The sequence below is a fragment of the Streptomyces sp. NPDC050416 genome, assembly GCF_044458845.1.
Classification (GTDB): Bacteria; Actinomycetota; Actinomycetes; order Streptomycetales; family Streptomycetaceae; genus Streptomyces.
Window position 1 is genome coordinate 228,635 of the sequence record NZ_JBITII010000009.1, and the last position, 18,857, is coordinate 247,491.

Sequence of the window (18,857 nt, forward strand, 5' to 3'; positions counted from 1 at the left end):
GGCGCCGGCCGTGAGTTCTGCGTGTGATGACTGGGGTGACGCCTGGAACTGATCGGTCCGGCTGGTCAGGCTTGGCGGAGGTCCTCCATGGTCACTGCCGTGCCCGGCAGGACGGAACGGGCCGGGGCCCGCAGTCCGTCCAGGAACAGCTGGAGATGACGGTGTACGAAGGCGTCGGCGCTGAGGCACGCCGTGCCGGCCGGGGGCCGGCTGAGCTGGGCCACGGCGACCATCAGGTCACCGACGCCGACGTCGGGGCGAAGCTGCCCGACCGCCTTGGCGCGGTTCATGACCGTCTCGAGGATCCGCTCCACGCGCTCGCGCGCCGCTTCGAGATCGGGGTGGTTCTCGTCGAACGTGCTGGAGACCATCGGGCACAGCGCGCTGATCCGCTCGTCGGCGGAGGTGTGCACGAAGCGCTCCAGGGCCTCGAACGCGTCCCCGGTCTCCGAGAGCGCGCGCTCGGCCGCCGCGACCGTACGGTCCAGTACGGAGCAGACGACCTCGCGCACGAGCGCGTCGCGGTCCGGGAAGTTGCGGTACACCGTGGCGTTGCCGACGCCGGCCCGGCGGGCGATCTCGTCGAGCGGCACCTCGGGGCCGTGCTCGACGAACATCTCCCGGGCGGCGGTGACGATCCGCTCCCGGTTGCGCAGGGCGTCGGCGCGGGGCCGGGGCGCCTTGCGCGGTGTGGGGGTGGCGGTCTGCACGGCGTACTCCTGGGTGGGTGGGGTCTTGGTGTGCGGTGAAGCGATCCGGGGAGAGGCTCCCCGTTTCGTTCGGACACTTGACTAAACGGGGACTGGGTCCCCGGTATTTCCCGCACTTGGACTTTTTGTTTGTGACCTGACTCACGCTGTCGGCGGGTCCGCTACCGACGGGAAACCCACGACGGGATCGCTACCGACGGGAAACCCACGACGGGATCGCTACCGACGGGAAACCCACGATCGGTCTCCTCCAACGCGCGCCCCCCACACCCCTCGACGCAGGGTGATCGCATGGGCGCAGCCGGAGACCGGGAGGCTGCCGTGGCGCGGGAGGTCCCTTGCAGGTCCCTGGCATGCAGCCACAGCCCCAGCGACCCCGGCCGGACGTCCCGGGGCCGCCCGGCCGCCGGATACCCCGGCGGCGCCTGGCCGCTCTCGCCTGCGTGACCGCCCTGACCTTCACGGTCAGCACCTCGGCCGGCACGGGCCACCTCACTCCGGGCGCCACCACGGCCGGTGCCGGCCCGATCGCCCTGTCCCGCAGCTCCGCGCACGGCCCCTGCCTGATCCGCAGCGCCCGCGAGGTCCAGATGTCCGAGGGCATCCCCACCACCGACGGCTACGCCCGCTCCACCGGCACCGTCCGCGCCCTCACGCTGATGATCGACTTCTCCGACGCACCCGGCGAGGGCAAGGCCCTGGACCGCTACCGGGAGTTCTTCCCGCAGACCCGTCACTGGTTCCGCACCAGCTCCTACGGCCGCCTCGACTACCGCCCCGCGGCCCCGATCCGGGAGTGGCTGCGCATGCCGAAGTCCTTCCGCGAGTACGGCATAGAGCGCGGCGCCCCCTTCGACCCCGGCTACCGCGCGCTGGTCCGGGACCTCGTGGCCGTGGCCGACCCCGAGGTGGACTTCCGCCGGTACGACCTGCTGAACGTGCTGGTCACCCCCAACGCGGGCCCCTCCGCCCTCGACACCGTCCTCTCGGTCACGTTCGCCGGCAACCCAGAGGCCCCGAAAGCCGACGGCATACCCGTGGCTAACGCCTCGTTCGTCTATTCCCGCCAGGACGACGGATCCGGCTCCTACGACCGCACCGGCTACCGCGTCCTCCCCCACGAGAACGGCCACATCTTCGGCCTGCCCGACCTGTACACCGCGGAGGGCGGGGGCGCGGTCGGCCACTGGGACATCATGAGCGAGGACTGGGGCGCCAACAACGACCTCCTCGGCTGGCACAAATGGAAGCTGGGCTGGCTGGACGCCGCGCAGGTGCACTGCGTGTCGGCCCCCGGCACCACGGAGTACACCCTGACGCCGCTGGCCCGCAGGGGCGGCTCGAAGCTGGTCGTCGTCCCCCTGGACAGCGGGATGGGCTACGCCGTCGAACTGCGCACCCGCGCCGGCAACGACGAGGCGGTCTGCCGCCCGGGCGTCCTGATCTACCGGATCGACGCCGCCGTGGACACGGGCATGGGCCCGGTCACCGTCGAGGACTCCCGCCGCGACAGCGGCGGCTGCACTCGTGTGCCGAACGTCCACGCGGAGCTGTCCGACGCGCCGTTCGCGCCCGGGGAGACGTTCCGGGATCCGCGCAGGGGGATCGTGATCAGGGTGGTGGGGGCGGACCGGGAGGGGGACTACCGGGTGCGGGTGACGCGGGGGTCGAGAGCGGCGGGTAGCAGGAGGTAGCGGTCGGCGGGTCGATAGCAGCAGGTAGCAGGAGGTAGCGGTCGGCAGGGGTCGATAGCGGTCGGCGGGGGTTGATCGGCGCGCCGTAGTTGGACCAATTCCGGATTACGGTAGGCCTGCCGCGACTGCCGCACCTGCGCGACCGCCGTACCGGAGAGCCGATGCCAGCGAAGCCCACGAACGACGCCCACGAGGCGGCCCCCCGGGCCGGGGGGACGGGGGCGGCTGCCTCACCTTCTTCCGGGGCCGGGGCCGGGGCGCCCACCGAGGCGGTCACACCGCTGAGCGCACCGTCTGCCGAGGCCGGGGCCGGGGCGCCCACCGAGGCGGTCACACCGCTGAGCGCACCGTCTACCGAGGCCGGGGCCGGGGCGCCCACCGAGGCGGTCACACCGCTGATCCGCGGCATCGCGGTCCTGCGGGAACTGACCGAGGCGGACGGCACGCTGAGCCTCAGCGCCCTGGAACGCGCCACCGGCCTCGCCCGCTCCACGATCGACCGCATCACGGCCACACTCGCCCGCATGGACTACGTCCGCGTAGACGGCAGGGACGTGCACCTGGCACCCCGCCTGATGGAACTGGGCAACGCCTACCTCGCCGCCCTACGCCTCCCCGCGCTCCTCTCCGCCCGGGCGGACGCCCTGGCCGACGAACTGGACGAGTCGGTGTCCCTGGCGGTCGCCGACCGCGACGGCATCCGCTTCATCCACCAGGCGACCCGCCGCCGCGCGATGTCCCTGAGCTTCCGCATAGGCGACCTGCTCCCCGCCGAACGCACCGCCCCGGGCCCGCTGTTCGCGACGCAGTGGACCGACACCGACTGGCAGCGCTGGCGGGACCGCAGGGCGTCGGACCCGAGGGACCTGTCCTTCACGGCCGTACCGCCCCGCAAGTACGGAGCGGACCACCGAAGCGACGAGGCCTTCGTCAGCCGCACCGAAGAGGCGGCCGCGAACGGCTGGGCCCTCGACGACCAGCTGATCGAACCGGGCCTGGTGGCGGTCTCGGTCCCGGTCCGGTCCGCGCACACGGGCGACAGCCGGAAGATCGCCTGCGTGGCGAGCGTGGTCAGCCACACGAGCCGCCACACGGCACACGACCTGCGCACGACCCTGCTGCCGAGGCTGCGCTCCGCGGTGACGGAGATGGAACGCGAACTGCGCCGCACGCCGCCCCCGGAGCCCGGCCCGCCCCCCTCGGACCTGGCGCTGTGGACGAGTGCGTCCAAGCAGCAGCTGGGCCGCGACTTCATCGAATCCCTGGCCCGCGGCCTGACGGTCCTCACGGTCTTCGGCGAGGGCAGGCCGGAATTGACCCTCACGGAGGTGGCCCAGGCGACGGGCCTGGCCCGGGCGACGGCCCGCCGGGCCCTGATCACCTACGAACACCTGGGCCTGGTGACGACCCCGAACCCCCGCACCTTCACCCTCACCCCCCGGGTCCTCTCCCTGGGCTTCCCGCCCCTCTCCCGCACGTCCCTGCCCGAGATCGCCCAGCCCCACCTGTCCGACCTGACGTCCCGCATCCACGAGTCGACGGCGCTGGCGGTGCTCTCGGAGTCGGGCGAGGAGATCCAGTACACGGCCAGGGTGGCGACGGGCCGCGTGATGAGCGTGAACATCACCGTGGGCACGCGCCGGCCGGCACACGCGACGGCCCCGGGCCGGGTCCTGCTGGCGGACACACACGACCAGGACCGACTCGGCTACGCCTTGGTCGACGAGGAACTGGAAGAGGGCCTCCGCTCCCTCGCCGTCCCGATCCGCGACCGGTCCGGACGGGTGGTGGCCGCCCTGAACACGGCGATGCACGCCAGCCGCCACACCCTGCGCGAGTGCGTGACGGACCTCCTCCCCGAACTCACATCGACAGCCGTCCGCATCGAGTCGGACCTCCGCACGGCCGGCCGCTTCACCCATGTGTCGCTGACCTGAGCCCCGCGCCCGGGAGGTTCCTCTCGTGGGATCAGCTGGTGACACCGCCGTCGATGACGAGGTCGTGGCCGACGACGAAGCTCGACTCGTCGGACGCCAGCCACAGCACCGCGTTGACGATCTCGTCCGTCGTCGCGACGCGGGCGATCGGAACCGTCGTGGCGAGCCGGGCGGCGCGGTCGGCGTCGGTCTCCCCGGGACGCAGCGACATGCTGGTGTCCGTGGCACCGGGGCTGACCGCGTTGATGCGCACGTTGTCCTTGATGTGGTCCAGGGCGGCGACCCGGGTGAGGGTGCTGACGGCGGCCTTGGACGCGGCGTAGGCGGCCATGCCGGGGCGGCGTCCGTGGTAACCGATGTTCGACGCGGTGTTGACGATGGCACCACCGCCGTTCGCCCGCATGTGCGCGATCTCCTGCTGCATGCTGAACAGGACGCCGTTCAGATTGACGTCCAGGACGGACTTCCACACGGACAGGTCCAGGTCACCGACCGGGGTGGGCTTGCCGAAGACGCCCGCGTTGTTGTGCGCGACGTGCAGGCCGCCGTGGCGCTCCACCGTGGTGCGCACCAGGCGCTCCATGTCCTCGGGCCGGGTGACGTCGGCGACGACGGCACTGGCGGTACCGCCGTCCTCGGCGACGAGTCGCACCGTCTCCTCGATGGATTCCGCCCGGGCCCCGGCGGCGACCACGGTGGCGCCCTCACGGGCGAAGGCCCTGGCACTGGCCCGGCCGATGCCGGATCCGGCCCCGGTGACGATGACGACCTTGTCCTTGAATCGGGCGGTCATGTGAGAGGTGCTCCTTGGTCCTTGGTCTTGATACATGTCGTAGCGGATCGAAATCAGGGTGCCGGAGCGGCGGGCGGACCAGGGCGTCTTTCCGCCAGCGCCCCGGGGCGGTGGCGTAAGGACCGGGGTAGGTCAGCGGCCGTCCGGGGCGGCGGCGCAAGGAACGGGGTAGGTCAGCGGCCGTCCGGGGCGGCGGCGCAAGGAAGGGGGGGTATGGCAGCGGCCGTCCGGGGCGGGCAGGGGCGCAGCAGGACGAGCGCGCACACCGCGGCGGCGGCGAAGGCCAGGACCTCGACGGTGAAGGCGAAGCCGTAGCCCGAGGTCAGAGCAGAGGCCGTACCCGTGCCCCTGTGCACCAGGTCCGTGGTGCGTGCGCGGGCCGCCGCCTCGCGCCGGGGGATGCAACCACGGCCTCAGCCCACCCACCCCACCGCCGATCCGCTACCCTGTCAGGGGCCGCCACCTCGGTGGCGGTCCCACCCTCGCCTTCGTAGCTCAGGGGATAGAGCACCGCTCTCCTAAAGCGGGTGTCGCAGGTTCGAATCCTGCCGGGGGCACCAGCCAAAAGGCCCCGGACCGATCATGGTCCGGGGCCTTTTGACGGCACCATTTGACGGCAGTCGTCTTTCAGGCGGCCGGCCGCCGTCGCTTCAGCAGCCGGTCCATGTGACTGATCGCCTCGCGCTGCGTGTCCTGCACGACGTGCGTATAGACGTCCATCGTGATGCTGATCTGGCTGTGACCCAGGATCTCCATGATGACCCGGGGCGTGACGCCGGCAGCCGTCAGCAGCGTGGCAGTGCCGTGCCGAGCATCGTGCAGCCGGACCACTCGCAGCCCAGCGTCACCGGCGACCCTGGTGAAGGACCGGTAGACGTTCCGGGGCTCCACCGGCCGCCCGTTCCTCGTGGCGAAGACATAGCCACTCTCCGACCAAGCAACGCCCGTCCGCTCGAACGCCTCGCGCTGGCGCAGCCGGTGCCAGCGAAGCGGAGCGAGGCACAGCGCAGGCATCGGCACCACGCGGCTGCGCCGGCTCTTAGGATCGTCGTCGTACAGCTCTCCCCTGCGACGCTGCGTTTGGTGACGGACGTGGAGCACCCGGTTGTCCAGGTCCACGTCGGACCAGCGCAGGCCCACAAGCTCACCGCGTCGCAGCCCCATGGCGATGGCCAGGACGAATGCGGCGTACAGCGGGTCCTTCCGCGCCGCTTCCAGGAAGGTCAATGTCTCTTCCAGGGACCAGGGCCGAATCTCCCGCTGTTTGACTCGCGGTGGCTCCACCAGCGAGGCGACGTTCCGGGTGATCAGTTCCTCCCGTACGGCCGCCGTGAGCGCCGTGCGGAGCACGCGGTGTGCCTCCTTGGCAGTGGCGGCCGTGTGCGTGGTCTGCATGCGCGTGATGAAGCGGCGCACGTCGGCAACACTCAGCGACTCCAGCCGCTTGGTACCGAGCACGGGCACCAGGTAGAGCCGAACGTGCGTCTCGTACTTGTCGTACGTGCTGAGCTTTCGTCGCGGCTGGACGTAGTGCGCGAGCCAGTACGGCAGCCACTCGGAAAGCTTCGCGGAGCGGGTGGGGGTCGGGATGCCTTGGCGGTCCCGTCGCACCAGCTCTTGACGCTTGGTGTCGCACTCCTCCCACGTAGCGCCGTAGACCGTCTTGCGCTTGCGCGTGCCGTCTGGCTGCGGGACGTACACGCGGGCTTCGTAACGACCGTCCTTGCGCTGCCAGATGCTCCCAGCGCCGTTTGGGTTTCTCTTACGGGAGGCCATCAGGCTGCGTTCTCCTCGATTCGTTCCTGCATGAAGGCCCGCACGCTGTCAGGGGAAACGCGGCGGGCGCGGCCGATGGTGAAGCTCGCCAACTGACGCGAGCGGATGAGGTCGTAGACCTTGCTGCGACTCAGGCGCAGCGCGGTCATGACCTCGGGCACGGTGAAGGCTTCGGGTGTTTCGGGCACGGTGGTGCGCACGTCGAACCTCCGGAATTCGGGCGGGGACACTCCCGCCCCCTCTGGGAAGTCCGCTACTTCCGCTACCGCCGCTACCGTGCAGGTCAGGGACCTGTGAGGGGTAGCGGGAAGGGGTAGCGGTAGCGGATAGGTAGCGGCGGGGTAGCGGCAACCGAGGCCGGTTGCCGCTACCGCATTAGTGCTGGTCAGGCCACGTTTTCGGTGCCGGGTAGCGGAGGTAGCGGACTTTCCGGGGGTGGGGGGCAGTAGCGGGCCCACGCGTCCCAGAGATCGGCGCTGTAGTAGCCCTTGAGGACGCTTCCGGCGGTCTTGATGTTGCGGGAGGCGATGGGCTCGTTGTCGGCCGTCATGTACTCGGCGAGCATCTTGGACAGGCGCCGGTTGTCGAGCGGCTTGCCGTGGAGGTCGGCCCACGGGGCGTCGTCCAGGGCGTTGAGACGGTCCAGGATGGCGACTGTGGGCAGGCGGTCGATGCCGACCATGACGTGGTCGCGCAGGTCGGTCAGCAGCCGCACCCCGAGGCTGCCTTTGTCGTTGGCCTTGGATGCGGTCACCAGGGTCACGCATGCTTCGCGTGCTCGCTGGGGCCAGTCGCCGCCGGCGGCGTCGGCGATGGCGAGCAGGGGTTCCCACACGTCCGCCGGCCGGTCTGTCACACCGTCCGGCATCTCCGGCCACGCCCCCATGACCGACGGGCGTGCCTGCTCCGTCCACTGTGCGAGCCGATCGCGGAGCTTGTGCCCCTCGGCCTCGTGGAGGCGCGCACGGAAGGCTTCCACGCGTTCGTTGCGGGCCCGGCGACGCATCCGGATCACAACGGAACGGGTCATGATCGTGTCGGGGAGCGCTCCGAGTCCGGCGACCGCGACCGCGCAGTAGGACGGGAAGGCCTGAACGGTCTGGTTGCCACCGTCGCCGATGCACCGGTAGGTGACCCCGGTTCGGCGGTGACCGGCGTTGAGGAAACCACGCAGTTCCTCGTTGTCCCCGGCCTTGGGGCCAAAGATCGTGTCAATTTCGTCGAACAGGATCGTGGGCCGTCCGTTGGGGTTGGACACGGACCGGAACAGGGCGGCGGCGGACGCGTTGACGGCCGTCATGGGCTGCGGCACGAGGGTTTCCACGACCTCCAGCGCCCGCGACTTGCCCGACCCCGGTTCCGGGGAGAGGAACGCCAGGCGCGGCGTGGAGTCGAAGCAGTCGAGCAGGTGAGCGTGCGCGTCCCACAGCGCCACGGCCACGTAGGCGGCCTCGTGCGGGAAGACGTTGAATTGGCGATGGAAGGCTTCCACCTCGTTGAGCAGCTTGGCCCCGTCGATGGTGGGGGTCATGCGGCGGTCCTCCCTTCCTGGGGTGCGGCAGGGTTTCCGGTGCAGGCGGACTTGTGGGCTTCGTGCTCGGCGACCAGCGCGGCCACGGCACGGGGGCCGGTGGCGGTGCCGGTCTGCCCGCAGGTGCAGGCGTAGGCGGCGGTGGGGGTGTTGCCGTAGCGCTTGGACCAGCGGGCGCCGTCGTAGTGGTGCCGGTAGACCGGCGGGGCGTAGATGCGGATGCCGGGCCGGTCCGGTGTCGGGTCGGCGTCGGGCTGCACCTCCGCCGCCGGGAGCCGGTTGGAGCGGGGAAGAGCAGTCACGACGCCCTTACGGGCGGCGCCTTTCGGCTCGCCCACGGCCGCAGCGTCCACAGGCTGTGGAGCGGCGTGCGGCCTGCTCGGGGCGTTGGTGGGGCAATCCAGGCGGGGGGAGTTGGAGGCGGTCATGAGGCTGCCTGCCGGGGTGTGGCGTGGGCGATGACCCAGTCCATGGCGCTGCGGATGGTCGTGCGGCACTCGGCCGGCGGCAGTCCGGTAGCCTCCCCCGCCCCCTGGATTGCCTGCTCTGCCGCGTCCCGGGGCAGGTGGCCCCACGCGACGAACCGGGCAATCTTGCAGGCGCTCTTGTGCAGGGTGTTGTTGCGGCCGTCCGGCCCACCCTCGGTCGCGGCGGCGATGACCGCGCATTCGCGTTCCAGCGCCGCCCTCGCGGCCCGGGTGCCGTCCCTGACCACGGCCAGGTCGACGACGGACTTGGCCGGCTCGGTGAGCCGCTCGGCCACCCACGCGGGCAGCGGAGCCACCGGGGCGTCGTCGGTCACCTCGTACGCCCCATCGGCCGTCGAGCTGCCGGGAGCGACGACGTAACCACCCCACGCCCGGGTGTCGATGTGCGGCCCGAGACGGTTCGCGCTGCACTTCAGACGCACCCCGGGCGGGGCGGTGAAGTACAGGTGCTCCCCACCGCGTGCAGACCGCACCCGGTAGGTCGTGGGGACGGTCTGGCCGGTGCGCTCGCAGAGCGCCGCAAGGGAAGTCGCGCCGTCAGGCGCCCCTTTCGGCTCTTCGGGCTTGCACACGTCCAGGTCGACCACGAGTAGACCGGCCGGGCCGGTCGCGATCCCCACGTTGTACGGGCGCGTGGCCCATGTGGCGTGGATCAGGTTGGGGTTGGTGGTGGCGCGCTGTTCGGGCTTGCGGTGTCCACTCGCGCACCGGCCGGTGCCGGGGCAGTCGCGTTCGGCGTGCCCGGCGGGCCGCTTGGCGCGCGGGTGCAGGGGGATGACGGGCCAGCCGCGCTCCGCGCTGCTGAGTGCGGAAGCCAGCAGGGGCAGGCAGGCCAGATCGGCGGTCGGGATGCCGCTCATGCCGCCACCCCCAGTGCGGCTGTGGCGAGGAACGCGGTGCCGATGTGCTCGGTGTAGGCAGGCGGGATGGCTTCGGTGAGTTCCTCGCGCACGTCGGTCCAGTCGATGCCCATCGCCGCTTGCAGCTCCGGAACCGACGGCTTGCCGCCGCCGTTGCCGTAGGCGGCGACGTACGGGCCGTCGAAGTACCGGCCGTGTCGGTAGCCGCGCACACGGCCCCGGTGCGGGCGGTGCGCGGGCTGGGTGATGGTCCAGCCGCCGGCCTCAAAGTTGCGGTGCCGGATCACCCCGAGTCCGAACATCTCCCCGCACAGGGTGAGGTCTTTGCGGATCTTCGCGCGGCCGTTGGGCTGCTCGATCACGTACGGCAGGCCGGTGGCGTCCAGCAGCTCACGCGTGGGCGCCACGAGGTCGACATGCGCGCGTCCCCAACCCTGCGAAGCGTTGGTTCCCACGGTCAGCGCACAGCCGTGCTGGCACGGCGGGGAGGCGTGCACGAACGTGTACCGGCGGATGCCGCCGGTCTCGATGAGGTGGGCGAGGTAGGTGAGCGCGTCGCCCCGATGGCGGGGGAAGGGGTAGTTGGGCCGGTCGGCGATGTCACAGCCGTTCACGGCGAAACCGGCGCGGGCGTAGCCCACGGCCGCACCGCCAGCGCAGCAGAAGAGATCCAGTAAGCGGGGCTGTTGGCCGCGCACTCGCCGGATGGTGGCGGGTTGCGTCATGCTGGGAGACCTCCAACAGGTCTGTTGAGGACAGTTGGGCCGGGGCGACCGCCGCGTCTCGCCAAAGAACTGCGGTCGCCCCGGGCGGAGCTAGCTGTGGAAGTGGTTGCGCTTGAACGTGGCCTTGCGGATGTTGACCGTGGTGCCGCCCTGGTGGCCGCTCGCGCTGAAGACCTGAATGGCGATCCATCCGCCGAAGCAGACGGCGGCCAGGGTGATCAGTTGGGTGATGAACGCGGTGAGTGCGGCGATGAACGAGGTGAGCAGGATCAGCCCGCCGCACACCGCGAGGAACCCGACGCCTCCGAGGGCGACGTTCACCGCCGCGCGGGAGACGGGCGGCTTGGCAGTGACCGGCTCAGATTGGGCGGGGTTGATGGCGTAGCCGGTGACGACTCGGCCGTCGGGCAGGACGATGCTCGCGACGGCCGGCACTGTGGTCGCCTGGACCGGGACGACCGGTGCCGGCACGGCCACGGCGGGCGGGAGCGGGGTGGGCTGATGGACTTCCACGGCCCGTTCGGCGGGCGGGCACGGGGTTTGGTCAGCATGCATGTGGAATCCCTTCCGAGGGGTGTCCGGGGAGGTAGCGGCACACCCTTCGGGGTGTGCTGTGGAGGGGTGTTTCGGGGGTCTGGGCAGGTAGGCTCCCCGCCTCCCTGAAACGGTGTTTTCGCTGATCAACGTGGGGGAGGCGCCTCGGGGAGGGGGTTGGGGAGTTCTCCCCGCCTCCCCGGGCCGGACGGCCGTGCCTCCCCGCTACCGGGCGGCGGAAGCGGAACCGTTCTCGTCGCGGTTGGCGAGGGCGCGTGCGACGTGGTCGCGGTGGACGACCATGACGCCGTGTGACTTCTTCGGCTCCTCGCCGTGCTCCTCCAGCAGTGCCTTGAGCCGGTCGTTGGTCCACTGGTCGCCGTAGACCTTCGGGTCCAGAGCATGCAGCCGCTTGAGGACCTCGTTGGTCCGCAACCGGGCCTCATCCCCGATGACGGCGGCCACGTCGGCGAGCGCGTCACGCTCCTCGCCCTGGTCGACCACGCGCAGGGTGGTGACCCCGTCGCGCAGGGCCTTGGCCCGCTGGGCGATCTCGGCTGCGGGTTCGTCGTCGATGAAGTGGGTGCGGACCGTGATGGACGGCTGGCCGGCGGGGATGTCGATGCCGTCGGAGGCGACGACCAGGGTGCCCTTGTCCAGCCCTTGCCGCAGCAGGTGCGGTGCGGCGCCGCCGTTGACGGCCTTGTCTCCCAGCGCCATGCGGGACTGTGATTCGGTGCCCAGCACGAGGGAGGCGCGGGTGTGGGCTCCCTCGCGGACCAGCTTGGGAAGGTTCTGGTCGGTGGGGTCCTGCGTGCCCTGCCACATCAGCACGTCGACCGCACGGCCCTGGTTGTGCAGCTTGCGCACGGCCATGAAGTAGCGGGACGTGGCCTTGGAGCCGCCGTAGGGCCGCTTGTCCTCGCCGACGACCGGGCACATGAACGCCAGTTGCGCCTCATCGACCAGCACGATCAGCGGCGGGAACACGACGGTCGGGTCCTGCCGCTGTGCCTCGATCCGCCGGTTCATCTCCTCGACCGCGTCCTCGACCATCTCGGTGGCCTGGATGACGTGGTCATCGGAGGGGCCCTCGATCAAAACCTGCGCGATGCCGTCGAACATGGCCCAGTCGCCGATGCCCTTCAGGTCGGCGATCCAGAACTGCACAGAGCGGTCCAGGGCCAGCCACAGGGCCAGGGCGCGCAGGGCGGCGGTCTTGCCCTGGTTGGACAGACCCGTGACCAGCACATGCCGCTGATACAGGCTCAGCTCAGCCGCGTCACCGCGCAGATCCTGACCCCACGGCGCCTTGCCCTTCTTGTAGTCGGCGGCCATGGTCTCGTCGGTGACCAGCGGGGACGGGCCGATCGGCTCGTCCAGCGCCCCGGAGTCGGCGATCCACAGCCGCACCGTGCGGGCCGCTTCGGGGATCGTGATGAACACCTCGTGCTCGTGCCGGGTGAGGTTCTCGGCGAGCTTGCGGCGCCGCTTTTGCACCTCATTCGTCGCCACACCGGACGGCAGGGTCACATCGACTTCCACCCCACACCCGGCAATGCGGATCGGGCCGAGCATCGAGGCGCCGGCGTCGCCCATCTCCTTGATGGCGTTCTTCAGCGGAGCGATACCCAGGTCGCGCAGGGCCTTGACCACGATGGACGGCGTGATCGGCTCCCCCTCGCCCGATCGGACATTCGCGGGCAGAGCCCACTGGGGTGCGGCCTGCTGCTTGCGGCCCACCGCCCACAGGGCGAGCAGGGCCAGGAACGGGCCGATCGTGATGGCCGGTCCCCAGACGATCTGAACGATCCGCATCAGGGTGCCGATGAACTCGATGGTCGCGCTCAGCGGGGTGATGACGTCCCCAACCTGCTTGGTGTTGAGCGCCATCACGACCCCGAGGGCGATCAGCAGGCCAACGCTCATGCCGGCGCCGACGGCCGCACCCTTGGCCATGTCCATGGGCGAGTGCAGGAGGTCCATGCGGCGGCGGTGGCGCGCGTCGCGGAAGCGCTGCAAGCGCTCCTCCCACTCAGCGGCCAGCTCCATGTTCCCCGCGGCTTCCGCCGCGCGCATGTATCGCTCGTAGCGGGAGCCGGTGCGGCCGTCCCAGGTGCGGCGGGCCACGATCCGGCCCCCGTTGACGGTGTAGAGGCTGTGGCGGGCCACCCCGCGCATGACGGTCTTGGCGTTCTCGTGGGTGGCGGCGGTCTTGATGGCCCGCCCGGAGCGCACCCACAGCGGCACGGGTGCGGGCGGTGCCGGGTCGGGGACCACGGTCAGGGTGGTCACGGTCGCGGTGTCGGTCGGGTCGGTGTTCTTGTGCAGGGGAACGACGTTGTCACCCATGACGGGAAGACTCCTGACTGCCCCGAACGGGGCGGGAAGACGAGAGACGGGCGCCGGCGCGGCAGGGGTTAGCGGCGGTGACTGGCCTTGTGGGCGCGCAGGGCCGCCTTGCAGGCCGGGCACTTGCGTTCCGGGCCGTCGCCGACGACCGGGGCGGGGATGACGTGGCCGCAGATGGCCCGGGTCACGCCGAAGACCAGCGGCCCGCAGTCCGGGCAATGGAAGTGCGAATTCGGGGCAGCCTCGCCTGCGGTGCGCGCCACGGTCACCACCACCCCGATGGCTTCTTGGCGCTCTTGGCGGCGGCGTGCTCGTTGACGATGCGCTGACGCTCGGTCTGCAACGCGGTCAGTTCGGAGATGAGCCGGGTCTGAGCCGCGCTCCACGCCGACTCCAACCGACGCTCGGCACGATCCGTGCTCCTGCCGCGTACGACCCGGTAGGAGCCGCCGGCCAGGGCCGCGAGCACCGCGCGGCGTTCGGAGCCGTTCAGCGGCCACAACTCTTGCTGCTGGACCGCTTCGAGCTTGCGAGTCGTCGCCTTGATCTCGCGGTCCAGGCGGCGGGTGTCGGGCTTGCCCATGGTCAAGGACTCCTCAGAGGCTCGGGGTGGTCGGGGAAGGCGCAGGTCACGCACATGCCGAGCGAGGTGGGGATGACGTAGCCCGCGTCGAGCCCGCAGCCGGGGCAGGTGCGGCGGGCGAGCATCGCCAGCGCCAGAGCCCCCCACTTCCGCGACGTCATCGGCCGGACCGGCTTGGCCAGGTCGACGCGGTAGAGGTAGGCGACGCGGGCGGCGCCGGACCGGCGGGACGCCCGCATGACCTGCGCCGCTATCGGCTGACCCCCGGGACGCAGCCCCAGAGCCCGTAACTGCCGCCGCGTGGCCAACCCGTCCGGGGCGTAGCGCCACGGATAGGTGGGGACGCCGTAGCAGGTTCCGGCGGGATCGAAGCACTTGCCGAACGCGGCGGACATCAGGCCGCCGCCTCAGCGTCACCGCCACCATCGATCTCAGCGCGTTCGCTGAGGAGCGTGTCGCGCAGCATGCGGGCGTTGACGGGCGAGGTGTGGATGGCGCGGCGGATGCCCTCGGCGGTCACCTTCGCGTCCGGCCAATCGGCCGTCGCCTCACGGGCTTCGGCGAGCAACTCATCCGGGGTGCGCTTGGGTCGTCGGGGCGGTCGGGCCACGTCCGGGAGTCGACCAGTCGCCCGGCGGCTCGTGGGGGTCGATTCCGCCGCCACCGCTCGCACCGGCTTCGCGGCCACAGGCTCGATCGGGGCGGGGATCGCGGGCACCGGCTTGAGGGGAGGAATCGACTTGCCCAGGTCGACAGCGACCGGATCCGGCACACTCAGCCGGGTCAGCGTCACCACCTGATCCGGAGTCGATTCCCGCAGCTCAGCCGTAGATCGTTTCATAACGGTCTCGGTGGGTTCCTCCGCATTCGCGGGCTGTGCGGGATCGAGGGCGGGCGTGGGGGCGGCGCCGCCGAACATCGAAGCGAGCGCGGCGTCCGCACCGGCGGTCACCCGATCGCGCTGCACATCGAGCAGCCTCGACCCGAGTGCCGTGTCGCCGACGCCAACCTTGCGGGCCAGCCGCCACGACTTGCGCTCCGACCACGTCCTGACCCGGTCACTGGGGTGCTGGGTGGCACGAGCACGGTGGTAGGCGAGCGCCTGCACCAGATCGGCGGTGCGGCGCTCGTTCTCCGCGTCGCGGCCGTCGGTGTGGACGACGATCCGCCGGGCGAGGAACGCCATGCCCTCAGCCGACACGGACATGCCCATCGGGGTCAGCGCGTAGATCACGGTGCGGCCCGGATCGGGTGCAGCCATGGCGCCCATGACGGCGGCGGCGGCCGGCAGCGCCCACAGACCCACCCGCACGATGCACGGGGAGGACTGCCCCAGCATGGTCAGCCCCAGCAGAACGAGGGCGAGCACGGCGGTGGCGCCCTCACCGGCAGCGAGCGCACCCAACGCGGTGCCCTTGCCGTAGGCGTGGCCGATGTTGCTGTACGTGCCGATCCCGCCGAACACGCCCGTGGCGAGCATCGGCACGAACGCGGCTGTCAGCACTCCGATCTGAACGCGGGTCAGCTTGGTGGGGTTCACCGGGCACCCCCCACGGTGAGCAGAGCGGCGAGGATGAGCAGGGCCCCACCGGCGCAGGTCAGATCGACCGCGCGGCGCAGCACCGTGAACTTGGCGACCGCCAGGCGGGACAGTCCGGCGATGTCGGCAGCAAGGTCGGTCGCGACGGCGTCGGCGATCTCCTCGGCCGTGAGCGTGGCCCACAGCGGGAACCCGTGCCGGCCGCGCAGGTTCGGCCGGGTGGAGCGCAGCAGCAGACCGGCGGCCGTCACGAGCAGCGCGATACCGGCCCCGCCCACGAGGTAGGCGGGCAGGTTCATCGGCAGGTCCCGGGCGACCGTCCATGCGCTGGCCAGCACCGCACCGACGAACGCCAGCAGGAGACCGGTCTTGGTGTCGGTTCGCGTGATCTCCGCCTTCACCTCGGCGTGCGCGGCCGTCAGGCTCCGTTCCGTGGCGCTCATGCCGCACCCCCCGGCAGGGCAGCGCCGACAGTGCGGTTGGCCAGGGCGAGACGCGCGGCCAGCGCCCGGCGGCGGGCCCGGCGAAGGCGCCGGTTGTCCAGCTCGGTCGGGATGCGGTCCAGGGTGATGATCTGCGCGTCCAGCAGGTCGACGTCCGCCAGGATGACGGGCATCTCCTGCTCGATCGCGTCCAGCTCGGCGTCCGTCGGTTCCATGAAGTCGGGGAACGCGGTAACAGCGTCCTGAACAGTGACGATGTGGTTCATGGGTCGTGGTCTCCCTAGCAGGTGAAACGGCCCGAACAGCGCCCCCGGTGTTCCAGCACCGGGGGCGCGCCGTTTATGGATGAAGCAGGTCTGAGGTCAGCGGCGAAAGGCCCAGGAGATGAGGCCACTGACGGCGTCGGTGCAGTCGGTGACCCGGCCCGACTCCAACTCGTCGGCCCGAGCCTCCATCTCCTTCGCGGCGGTGTCCTTGCCTCGTCGGCGCAGCACCTTCGCCGCCTCGCGGTTCTTCGCGGCCTGTGCCTTCAGGCGGTCCATGAACAGTCCTCTCGACTGGTGAAGGTGAAGCCCTCGCGGCTCCCCGCGCTCCCGTCCGTACGTCCTCACGCAGCGCGGGGAACGGACGGACGGGAGAGGCAGCCGGCCGCAGCGTCGCTGCGGAACCAGGAAGAAGCGGACCGGAAGTCGCTCGGGCGCCGCCGATCGGTCCGCAGCGGCGGCGCCTGGATATGGCGTCGGTTCACACCGACGTCCAACAGGACGCAGGAACACGGCTTCACCGGTGTGCCGTTGCCACGGAGCACCGGTCCCGAGCCGGAAAAGTCGGGCGCGTCATCGTCACTGCTCTGACGCCAGCAGGGCGGCGCGCACCAGGTAGCACCCGACGGGCTGACCTCCCGTGAGGAAGGGATGATCCCGACGGACGTTCTCCAGAGCCGGCACGCAGGACGGGACAGGTTCGCCCGCCACGAAGTGGCCGCCGACGGCCATCACCCGGGCCGCTACGGGGACGGGGCACGAACGCCCCGTCAACTCGAAACCCTGTTGAGTTCTCAACCAGCCGGCGCTTCCTTCGTACTCACCCCTGCGGGCCTTCCTCCGGGCGCTGCCACCCCCTCTGACCAGGACCGTTTAGGCCCAGGGCATGTCGAGGTTCGGTAACCGCCGATCGGTCGAGCTGACCGGCGGGCACATCCCTAAGGTTCCCTAGGGTTCCCTGCGGTGTCAAGCGGTAAGCTAGGGAACCTAAGGGCACTTAGACGAGGGAGCTGACGTAATGGCTGGTCAGGCCGACAATCGGGCGCCGTACGCGCGTATTGCCGCCCACTATGCGGAGCTGATCGCCTCGGGTCAGCTACAGCCCGGAACGCTTCTGCCGAGCATCAAGAAGCTCTCGGAGGAGTGGAACGTAAGCACCGCAACGGCGGAAAAGGCCCTGCGCAAGCTGCGCAACGATGGCCTGGTCAGAGGGATTCACGGGATCGGGACCGAGGTCATGGACCTGCCGGCCCCGATGTCCTCCGGTTCCCAGCGTCAGGACCGGGGCCGCCGCACCGGGTCGAGCTGGGGGTCTGGCGAGCGGTCCGACTCGCACCAGGCCGCTGTCGTGCCCGCCCCTGCCGAGGTGGCTGAGGCTCTGGACATCGAGCCTGGTTCCGACGTGATCCGCCGACGCCGGGTCTACCGGGACCGACACGGCATCGTGGCGCACAGCACGTCCTGGATCCCTGCTCGGTACGCGAAGCTGATCCCCCAACTGACCATGAGCGAGCGCCTGACCGGGGGTACTTCACTCCAGCTCATCGCCGAGGCGACCGGCCACCCGATCAGCCATCGCATCGACACGGCCTCTGCACGCCTGCTCACAGCCGAGGACGCGCAGCTTCTGGAGCTAGACCCCAGTGACCCGCCGGCCGAACCAGTGGTCGTGATGACAGCTAAGTTCGTCAACAGCGAGGGAAGCATCGTGGAGTACGGCGTCGACCTGGGAGGCCCTGGTCGCACATGGCGGACGGAATCGGAGGTTTCCTCGTGACGGTCATGGATGACACGCTCGCGAGTGCGCTCGAAGACCGCTTGGGCGCACTGCTTGCGGCTCGCAGGGCTGGCACAATCACGCCCGAAGCCGAACAAGAGATGACCGCGATCTTCGAGACCCTGACGAGCCCCATGTCCCCACGCCCACCGTTCTGCGTCCTGATGGCCGGCCTTCCCGGCTCCGGCAAGACCACGCTTTCCCGCACACTCACTGATCGCGGGTTCGTACGCCTGTGCCCGGATGAGGAGATGTACCGTCGCCATGGCGTGTATGGGGTCGACTTCCCACGCGGTACTTTCCCGACCCTTGAGCGGCCGGTCCTTGAAGACATCGCGCTTGAACTGCGCGAGCTACTCCTCGCGGGGCGCGATGTCGTGGTTGACCACGGCTTTTGGACTCCGGACGACCGTGCCCGGTGGCGAGCCATCGCGACCGACGCCGGCGCCGCACCGATACTGGTCTATCTCGACGCAAGCCATGAAGAGCTCTGGTCACGGATCAGCAAACGCAATGAGGATCATGCGCATGATCCGAACGCGATCTACTTCTCCGAGAGCGACCTTCAGCGGTACCGCAACCGTTTCGTCCCTCCCAAGTCGGACGAACCGCACATCACGTACGCCGGCGATCCTGCGGCCGTGCTCTCGGCACTGGACGCGGCCGCGCCCATCGACGAGACGGCACGGAAGGGCTGAGGTCATGGTCGGCGCATGCGCGTCCTCCGTCTCAGTTTCCGTCTCATTCATGCAAAAGAGGCGAAGAGTATCGTTCGAAACCGTGAAATCTTCGTACGAGAAACCATTGCGCGGAATCAGGCAGAGATTCTCGCGGCGCGGCGCTCAGGGCGG

Annotated in this window: 22 protein-coding genes and 1 tRNA gene; 5 read left to right on the forward strand and 18 right to left on the reverse strand. The window is 70.4% G+C overall.

Translation table 11 applies throughout. From position 1 onward, the window contains the following. Positions 1-65: 65 nt before the first annotated feature. Entirely contained in the window at positions 66-710 is a 645-nt protein-coding gene (locus ACIBL4_RS27350; protein ID WP_399414463.1) for a TetR/AcrR family transcriptional regulator, read from the reverse strand. A 353-nt stretch (positions 711-1,063) separates the two neighbouring features. Here ACIBL4_RS27350 and ACIBL4_RS27355 point away from each other — a divergent pair, with 353 nt between their 5' ends. Both ACIBL4_RS27355 and ACIBL4_RS27360 read left to right on the forward strand, forming a co-directional pair. Next, the gene (locus ACIBL4_RS27355; protein ID WP_399414464.1) at positions 1,064-2,404 is read left to right on the forward strand and encodes a M6 family metalloprotease domain-containing protein; all 1,341 of its coding nucleotides are present in this window, start codon (positions 1,064-1,066) and stop codon (positions 2,402-2,404) included. 161 nt (positions 2,405-2,565) lie between these two features. Continuing rightward, a complete protein-coding gene (locus tag ACIBL4_RS27360; RefSeq protein WP_399414465.1) occupies positions 2,566-4,341 on the forward strand; it encodes a helix-turn-helix domain-containing protein in 1,776 nt (591 codons plus the stop codon). 31 nt (positions 4,342-4,372) lie between these two features. Here ACIBL4_RS27360 and ACIBL4_RS27365 read toward each other — a convergent pair whose 3' ends face one another. Both ACIBL4_RS27365 and ACIBL4_RS27370 read right to left on the reverse strand, forming a co-directional pair. Next, the gene (locus ACIBL4_RS27365; protein WP_399414466.1) at positions 4,373-5,134 is read right to left on the reverse strand and encodes an SDR family NAD(P)-dependent oxidoreductase; all 762 of its coding nucleotides are present in this window, start codon (positions 5,132-5,134) and stop codon (positions 4,373-4,375) included. Between the two features lie 173 nt (positions 5,135-5,307). Further along, positions 5,308-5,490 (reverse strand): hypothetical protein, encoded by a 183-nt coding sequence (locus ACIBL4_RS27370; protein ID WP_399414467.1) that lies wholly within the window; start codon positions 5,488-5,490, stop codon positions 5,308-5,310. 128 nt (positions 5,491-5,618) lie between these two features. On the opposite strand from ACIBL4_RS27370, the gene ACIBL4_RS27375 reads away from it, so the two are divergent. Then, positions 5,619-5,694, forward strand: a tRNA-Arg gene (locus ACIBL4_RS27375). A 67-nt stretch (positions 5,695-5,761) separates the two neighbouring features. On the opposite strand, the gene ACIBL4_RS27380 is transcribed toward ACIBL4_RS27375, so the two are convergent. From ACIBL4_RS27380 to ACIBL4_RS27450, 15 genes are all read right to left on the reverse strand, one after another. Beyond that, on the reverse strand, positions 5,762-6,910 hold the full coding sequence (locus ACIBL4_RS27380; protein WP_399414468.1) for a tyrosine-type recombinase/integrase: 1,149 nt from the start codon (positions 6,908-6,910) through the stop codon (positions 5,762-5,764). After that, positions 6,910-7,110 carry a helix-turn-helix domain-containing protein gene (locus tag ACIBL4_RS27385; protein WP_399414469.1) on the reverse strand — a complete coding sequence of 67 codons (201 nt, stop codon included), beginning with the start codon at positions 7,108-7,110 and terminating at the stop codon, positions 6,910-6,912. Before ACIBL4_RS27385 ends, ACIBL4_RS27380 begins: the two co-directional genes overlap by 1 nt. Before the next feature lie 185 nt (positions 7,111-7,295). Then, positions 7,296-8,441, reverse strand: a complete 1,146-nt coding sequence (locus ACIBL4_RS27390) for a DUF3631 domain-containing protein (protein ID WP_399414470.1) — start codon at positions 8,439-8,441, stop codon at positions 7,296-7,298. Next, positions 8,438-8,779, reverse strand: coding sequence for a hypothetical protein (locus tag ACIBL4_RS27395; RefSeq protein WP_399414471.1), 342 nt, complete (start codon positions 8,777-8,779; stop codon positions 8,438-8,440). The genes ACIBL4_RS27390 and ACIBL4_RS27395 overlap by 4 nt, the downstream gene beginning before the upstream one ends. An 86-nt stretch (positions 8,780-8,865) precedes the next feature. Beyond that, positions 8,866-9,789: a bifunctional DNA primase/polymerase gene (locus ACIBL4_RS27400; protein ID WP_399414472.1), complete on the reverse strand. Its 924-nt coding sequence runs from the start codon at positions 9,787-9,789 to the stop codon at positions 8,866-8,868. Next, a complete protein-coding gene (locus tag ACIBL4_RS27405; protein ID WP_399414473.1) occupies positions 9,786-10,514 on the reverse strand; it encodes a DNA methylase in 729 nt (242 codons plus the stop codon). Before ACIBL4_RS27405 ends, ACIBL4_RS27400 begins: the two co-directional genes overlap by 4 nt. Positions 10,515-10,604: 90 nt before the next feature. Then, entirely contained in the window at positions 10,605-11,069 is a 465-nt protein-coding gene (locus tag ACIBL4_RS27410) for a hypothetical protein (RefSeq protein WP_399414474.1), read from the reverse strand. 204 nt (positions 11,070-11,273) lie between these two features. Continuing rightward, the gene (locus tag ACIBL4_RS27415) at positions 11,274-13,400 is read right to left on the reverse strand and encodes an FtsK/SpoIIIE domain-containing protein (protein WP_399414475.1); all 2,127 of its coding nucleotides are present in this window, start codon (positions 13,398-13,400) and stop codon (positions 11,274-11,276) included. Positions 13,401-13,468: 68 nt separating this feature from the next. Next, positions 13,469-13,663 (reverse strand): hypothetical protein, encoded by a 195-nt coding sequence (locus tag ACIBL4_RS27420; RefSeq protein WP_399414476.1) that lies wholly within the window; start codon positions 13,661-13,663, stop codon positions 13,469-13,471. A gap of 2 nt (positions 13,664-13,665) precedes the next feature. Then, entirely contained in the window at positions 13,666-13,983 is a 318-nt protein-coding gene (locus tag ACIBL4_RS27425) for a hypothetical protein (protein ID WP_399414477.1), read from the reverse strand. 2 nt (positions 13,984-13,985) lie between these two features. Then, the gene (locus ACIBL4_RS27430) at positions 13,986-14,378 is read right to left on the reverse strand and encodes an RRQRL motif-containing zinc-binding protein (protein ID WP_399414478.1); all 393 of its coding nucleotides are present in this window, start codon (positions 14,376-14,378) and stop codon (positions 13,986-13,988) included. Next, a complete protein-coding gene (locus ACIBL4_RS27435; RefSeq protein WP_399414580.1) occupies positions 14,378-15,463 on the reverse strand; it encodes a conjugal transfer protein in 1,086 nt (361 codons plus the stop codon). Before ACIBL4_RS27435 ends, ACIBL4_RS27430 begins: the two co-directional genes overlap by 1 nt. Positions 15,464-15,519: 56 nt before the next feature. Then, the gene (locus ACIBL4_RS27440) at positions 15,520-15,966 is read right to left on the reverse strand and encodes a Pycsar system effector family protein (protein ID WP_399414479.1); all 447 of its coding nucleotides are present in this window, start codon (positions 15,964-15,966) and stop codon (positions 15,520-15,522) included. Continuing rightward, complete coding sequence (locus ACIBL4_RS27445; RefSeq protein WP_399414480.1) at positions 15,963-16,232, reverse strand: DUF6284 family protein; 270 nt, start codon at positions 16,230-16,232, stop codon at positions 15,963-15,965. The genes ACIBL4_RS27440 and ACIBL4_RS27445 overlap by 4 nt, the downstream gene beginning before the upstream one ends. 96 nt (positions 16,233-16,328) lie before the next feature. Continuing rightward, the gene (locus tag ACIBL4_RS27450) at positions 16,329-16,508 is read right to left on the reverse strand and encodes a hypothetical protein (RefSeq protein ID WP_355714096.1); all 180 of its coding nucleotides are present in this window, start codon (positions 16,506-16,508) and stop codon (positions 16,329-16,331) included. Positions 16,509-17,247: 739 nt separating this feature from the next. Between ACIBL4_RS27450 and ACIBL4_RS27455 the strand changes: the two genes are divergently transcribed. Together ACIBL4_RS27455 and ACIBL4_RS27460 are read left to right on the forward strand one after the other, a co-directional pair. Then, positions 17,248-18,006, forward strand: a complete 759-nt coding sequence (locus ACIBL4_RS27455; RefSeq protein WP_086853373.1) for a GntR family transcriptional regulator — start codon at positions 17,248-17,250, stop codon at positions 18,004-18,006. Beyond that, a complete protein-coding gene (locus ACIBL4_RS27460) occupies positions 18,003-18,704 on the forward strand; it encodes an AAA family ATPase (RefSeq protein WP_399414481.1) in 702 nt (233 codons plus the stop codon). The genes ACIBL4_RS27455 and ACIBL4_RS27460 overlap by 4 nt, the downstream gene beginning before the upstream one ends. Positions 18,705-18,857 lie beyond the last annotated feature (153 nt).

What these genes read in the sequence shown, in the direction of transcription:
- ACIBL4_RS27355 (WP_399414464.1), top strand. Translation starts at nt 1,064, where the DNA reads ATGCAGCCACAGCCCCAGCGACCCCGGCCGGACGTCCCGGGGCCGCCC.
- ACIBL4_RS27360 (WP_399414465.1), top strand. Translation starts at nt 2,566, where the DNA reads ATGCCAGCGAAGCCCACGAACGACGCCCACGAGGCGGCCCCCCGGGCC.
- ACIBL4_RS27365 (WP_399414466.1), bottom strand. Translation starts at nt 5,134, where the DNA reads ATGACCGCCCGATTCAAGGACAAGGTCGTCATCGTCACCGGGGCCGGA.
- ACIBL4_RS27380 (WP_399414468.1), bottom strand. Translation starts at nt 6,910, where the DNA reads ATGGCCTCCCGTAAGAGAAACCCAAACGGCGCTGGGAGCATCTGGCAG.
- ACIBL4_RS27390 (WP_399414470.1), bottom strand. Translation starts at nt 8,441, where the DNA reads ATGACCCCCACCATCGACGGGGCCAAGCTGCTCAACGAGGTGGAAGCC.
- ACIBL4_RS27400 (WP_399414472.1), bottom strand. Translation starts at nt 9,789, where the DNA reads ATGAGCGGCATCCCGACCGCCGATCTGGCCTGCCTGCCCCTGCTGGCT.
- ACIBL4_RS27405 (WP_399414473.1), bottom strand. Translation starts at nt 10,514, where the DNA reads ATGACGCAACCCGCCACCATCCGGCGAGTGCGCGGCCAACAGCCCCGC.
- ACIBL4_RS27410 (WP_399414474.1), bottom strand. Translation starts at nt 11,069, where the DNA reads ATGCATGCTGACCAAACCCCGTGCCCGCCCGCCGAACGGGCCGTGGAA.
- ACIBL4_RS27415 (WP_399414475.1), bottom strand. Translation starts at nt 13,400, where the DNA reads ATGGGTGACAACGTCGTTCCCCTGCACAAGAACACCGACCCGACCGAC.
- ACIBL4_RS27425 (WP_399414477.1), bottom strand. Translation starts at nt 13,983, where the DNA reads ATGGGCAAGCCCGACACCCGCCGCCTGGACCGCGAGATCAAGGCGACG.
- ACIBL4_RS27430 (WP_399414478.1), bottom strand. Translation starts at nt 14,378, where the DNA reads ATGTCCGCCGCGTTCGGCAAGTGCTTCGATCCCGCCGGAACCTGCTAC.
- ACIBL4_RS27435 (WP_399414580.1), bottom strand. Translation starts at nt 15,463, where the DNA reads ATGCTCGCCACGGGCGTGTTCGGCGGGATCGGCACGTACAGCAACATC.
- ACIBL4_RS27440 (WP_399414479.1), bottom strand. Translation starts at nt 15,966, where the DNA reads ATGAGCGCCACGGAACGGAGCCTGACGGCCGCGCACGCCGAGGTGAAG.
- ACIBL4_RS27445 (WP_399414480.1), bottom strand. Translation starts at nt 16,232, where the DNA reads ATGAACCACATCGTCACTGTTCAGGACGCTGTTACCGCGTTCCCCGAC.
- ACIBL4_RS27450 (WP_355714096.1), bottom strand. Translation starts at nt 16,508, where the DNA reads ATGGACCGCCTGAAGGCACAGGCCGCGAAGAACCGCGAGGCGGCGAAG.
- ACIBL4_RS27455 (WP_086853373.1), top strand. Translation starts at nt 17,248, where the DNA reads ATGGCTGGTCAGGCCGACAATCGGGCGCCGTACGCGCGTATTGCCGCC.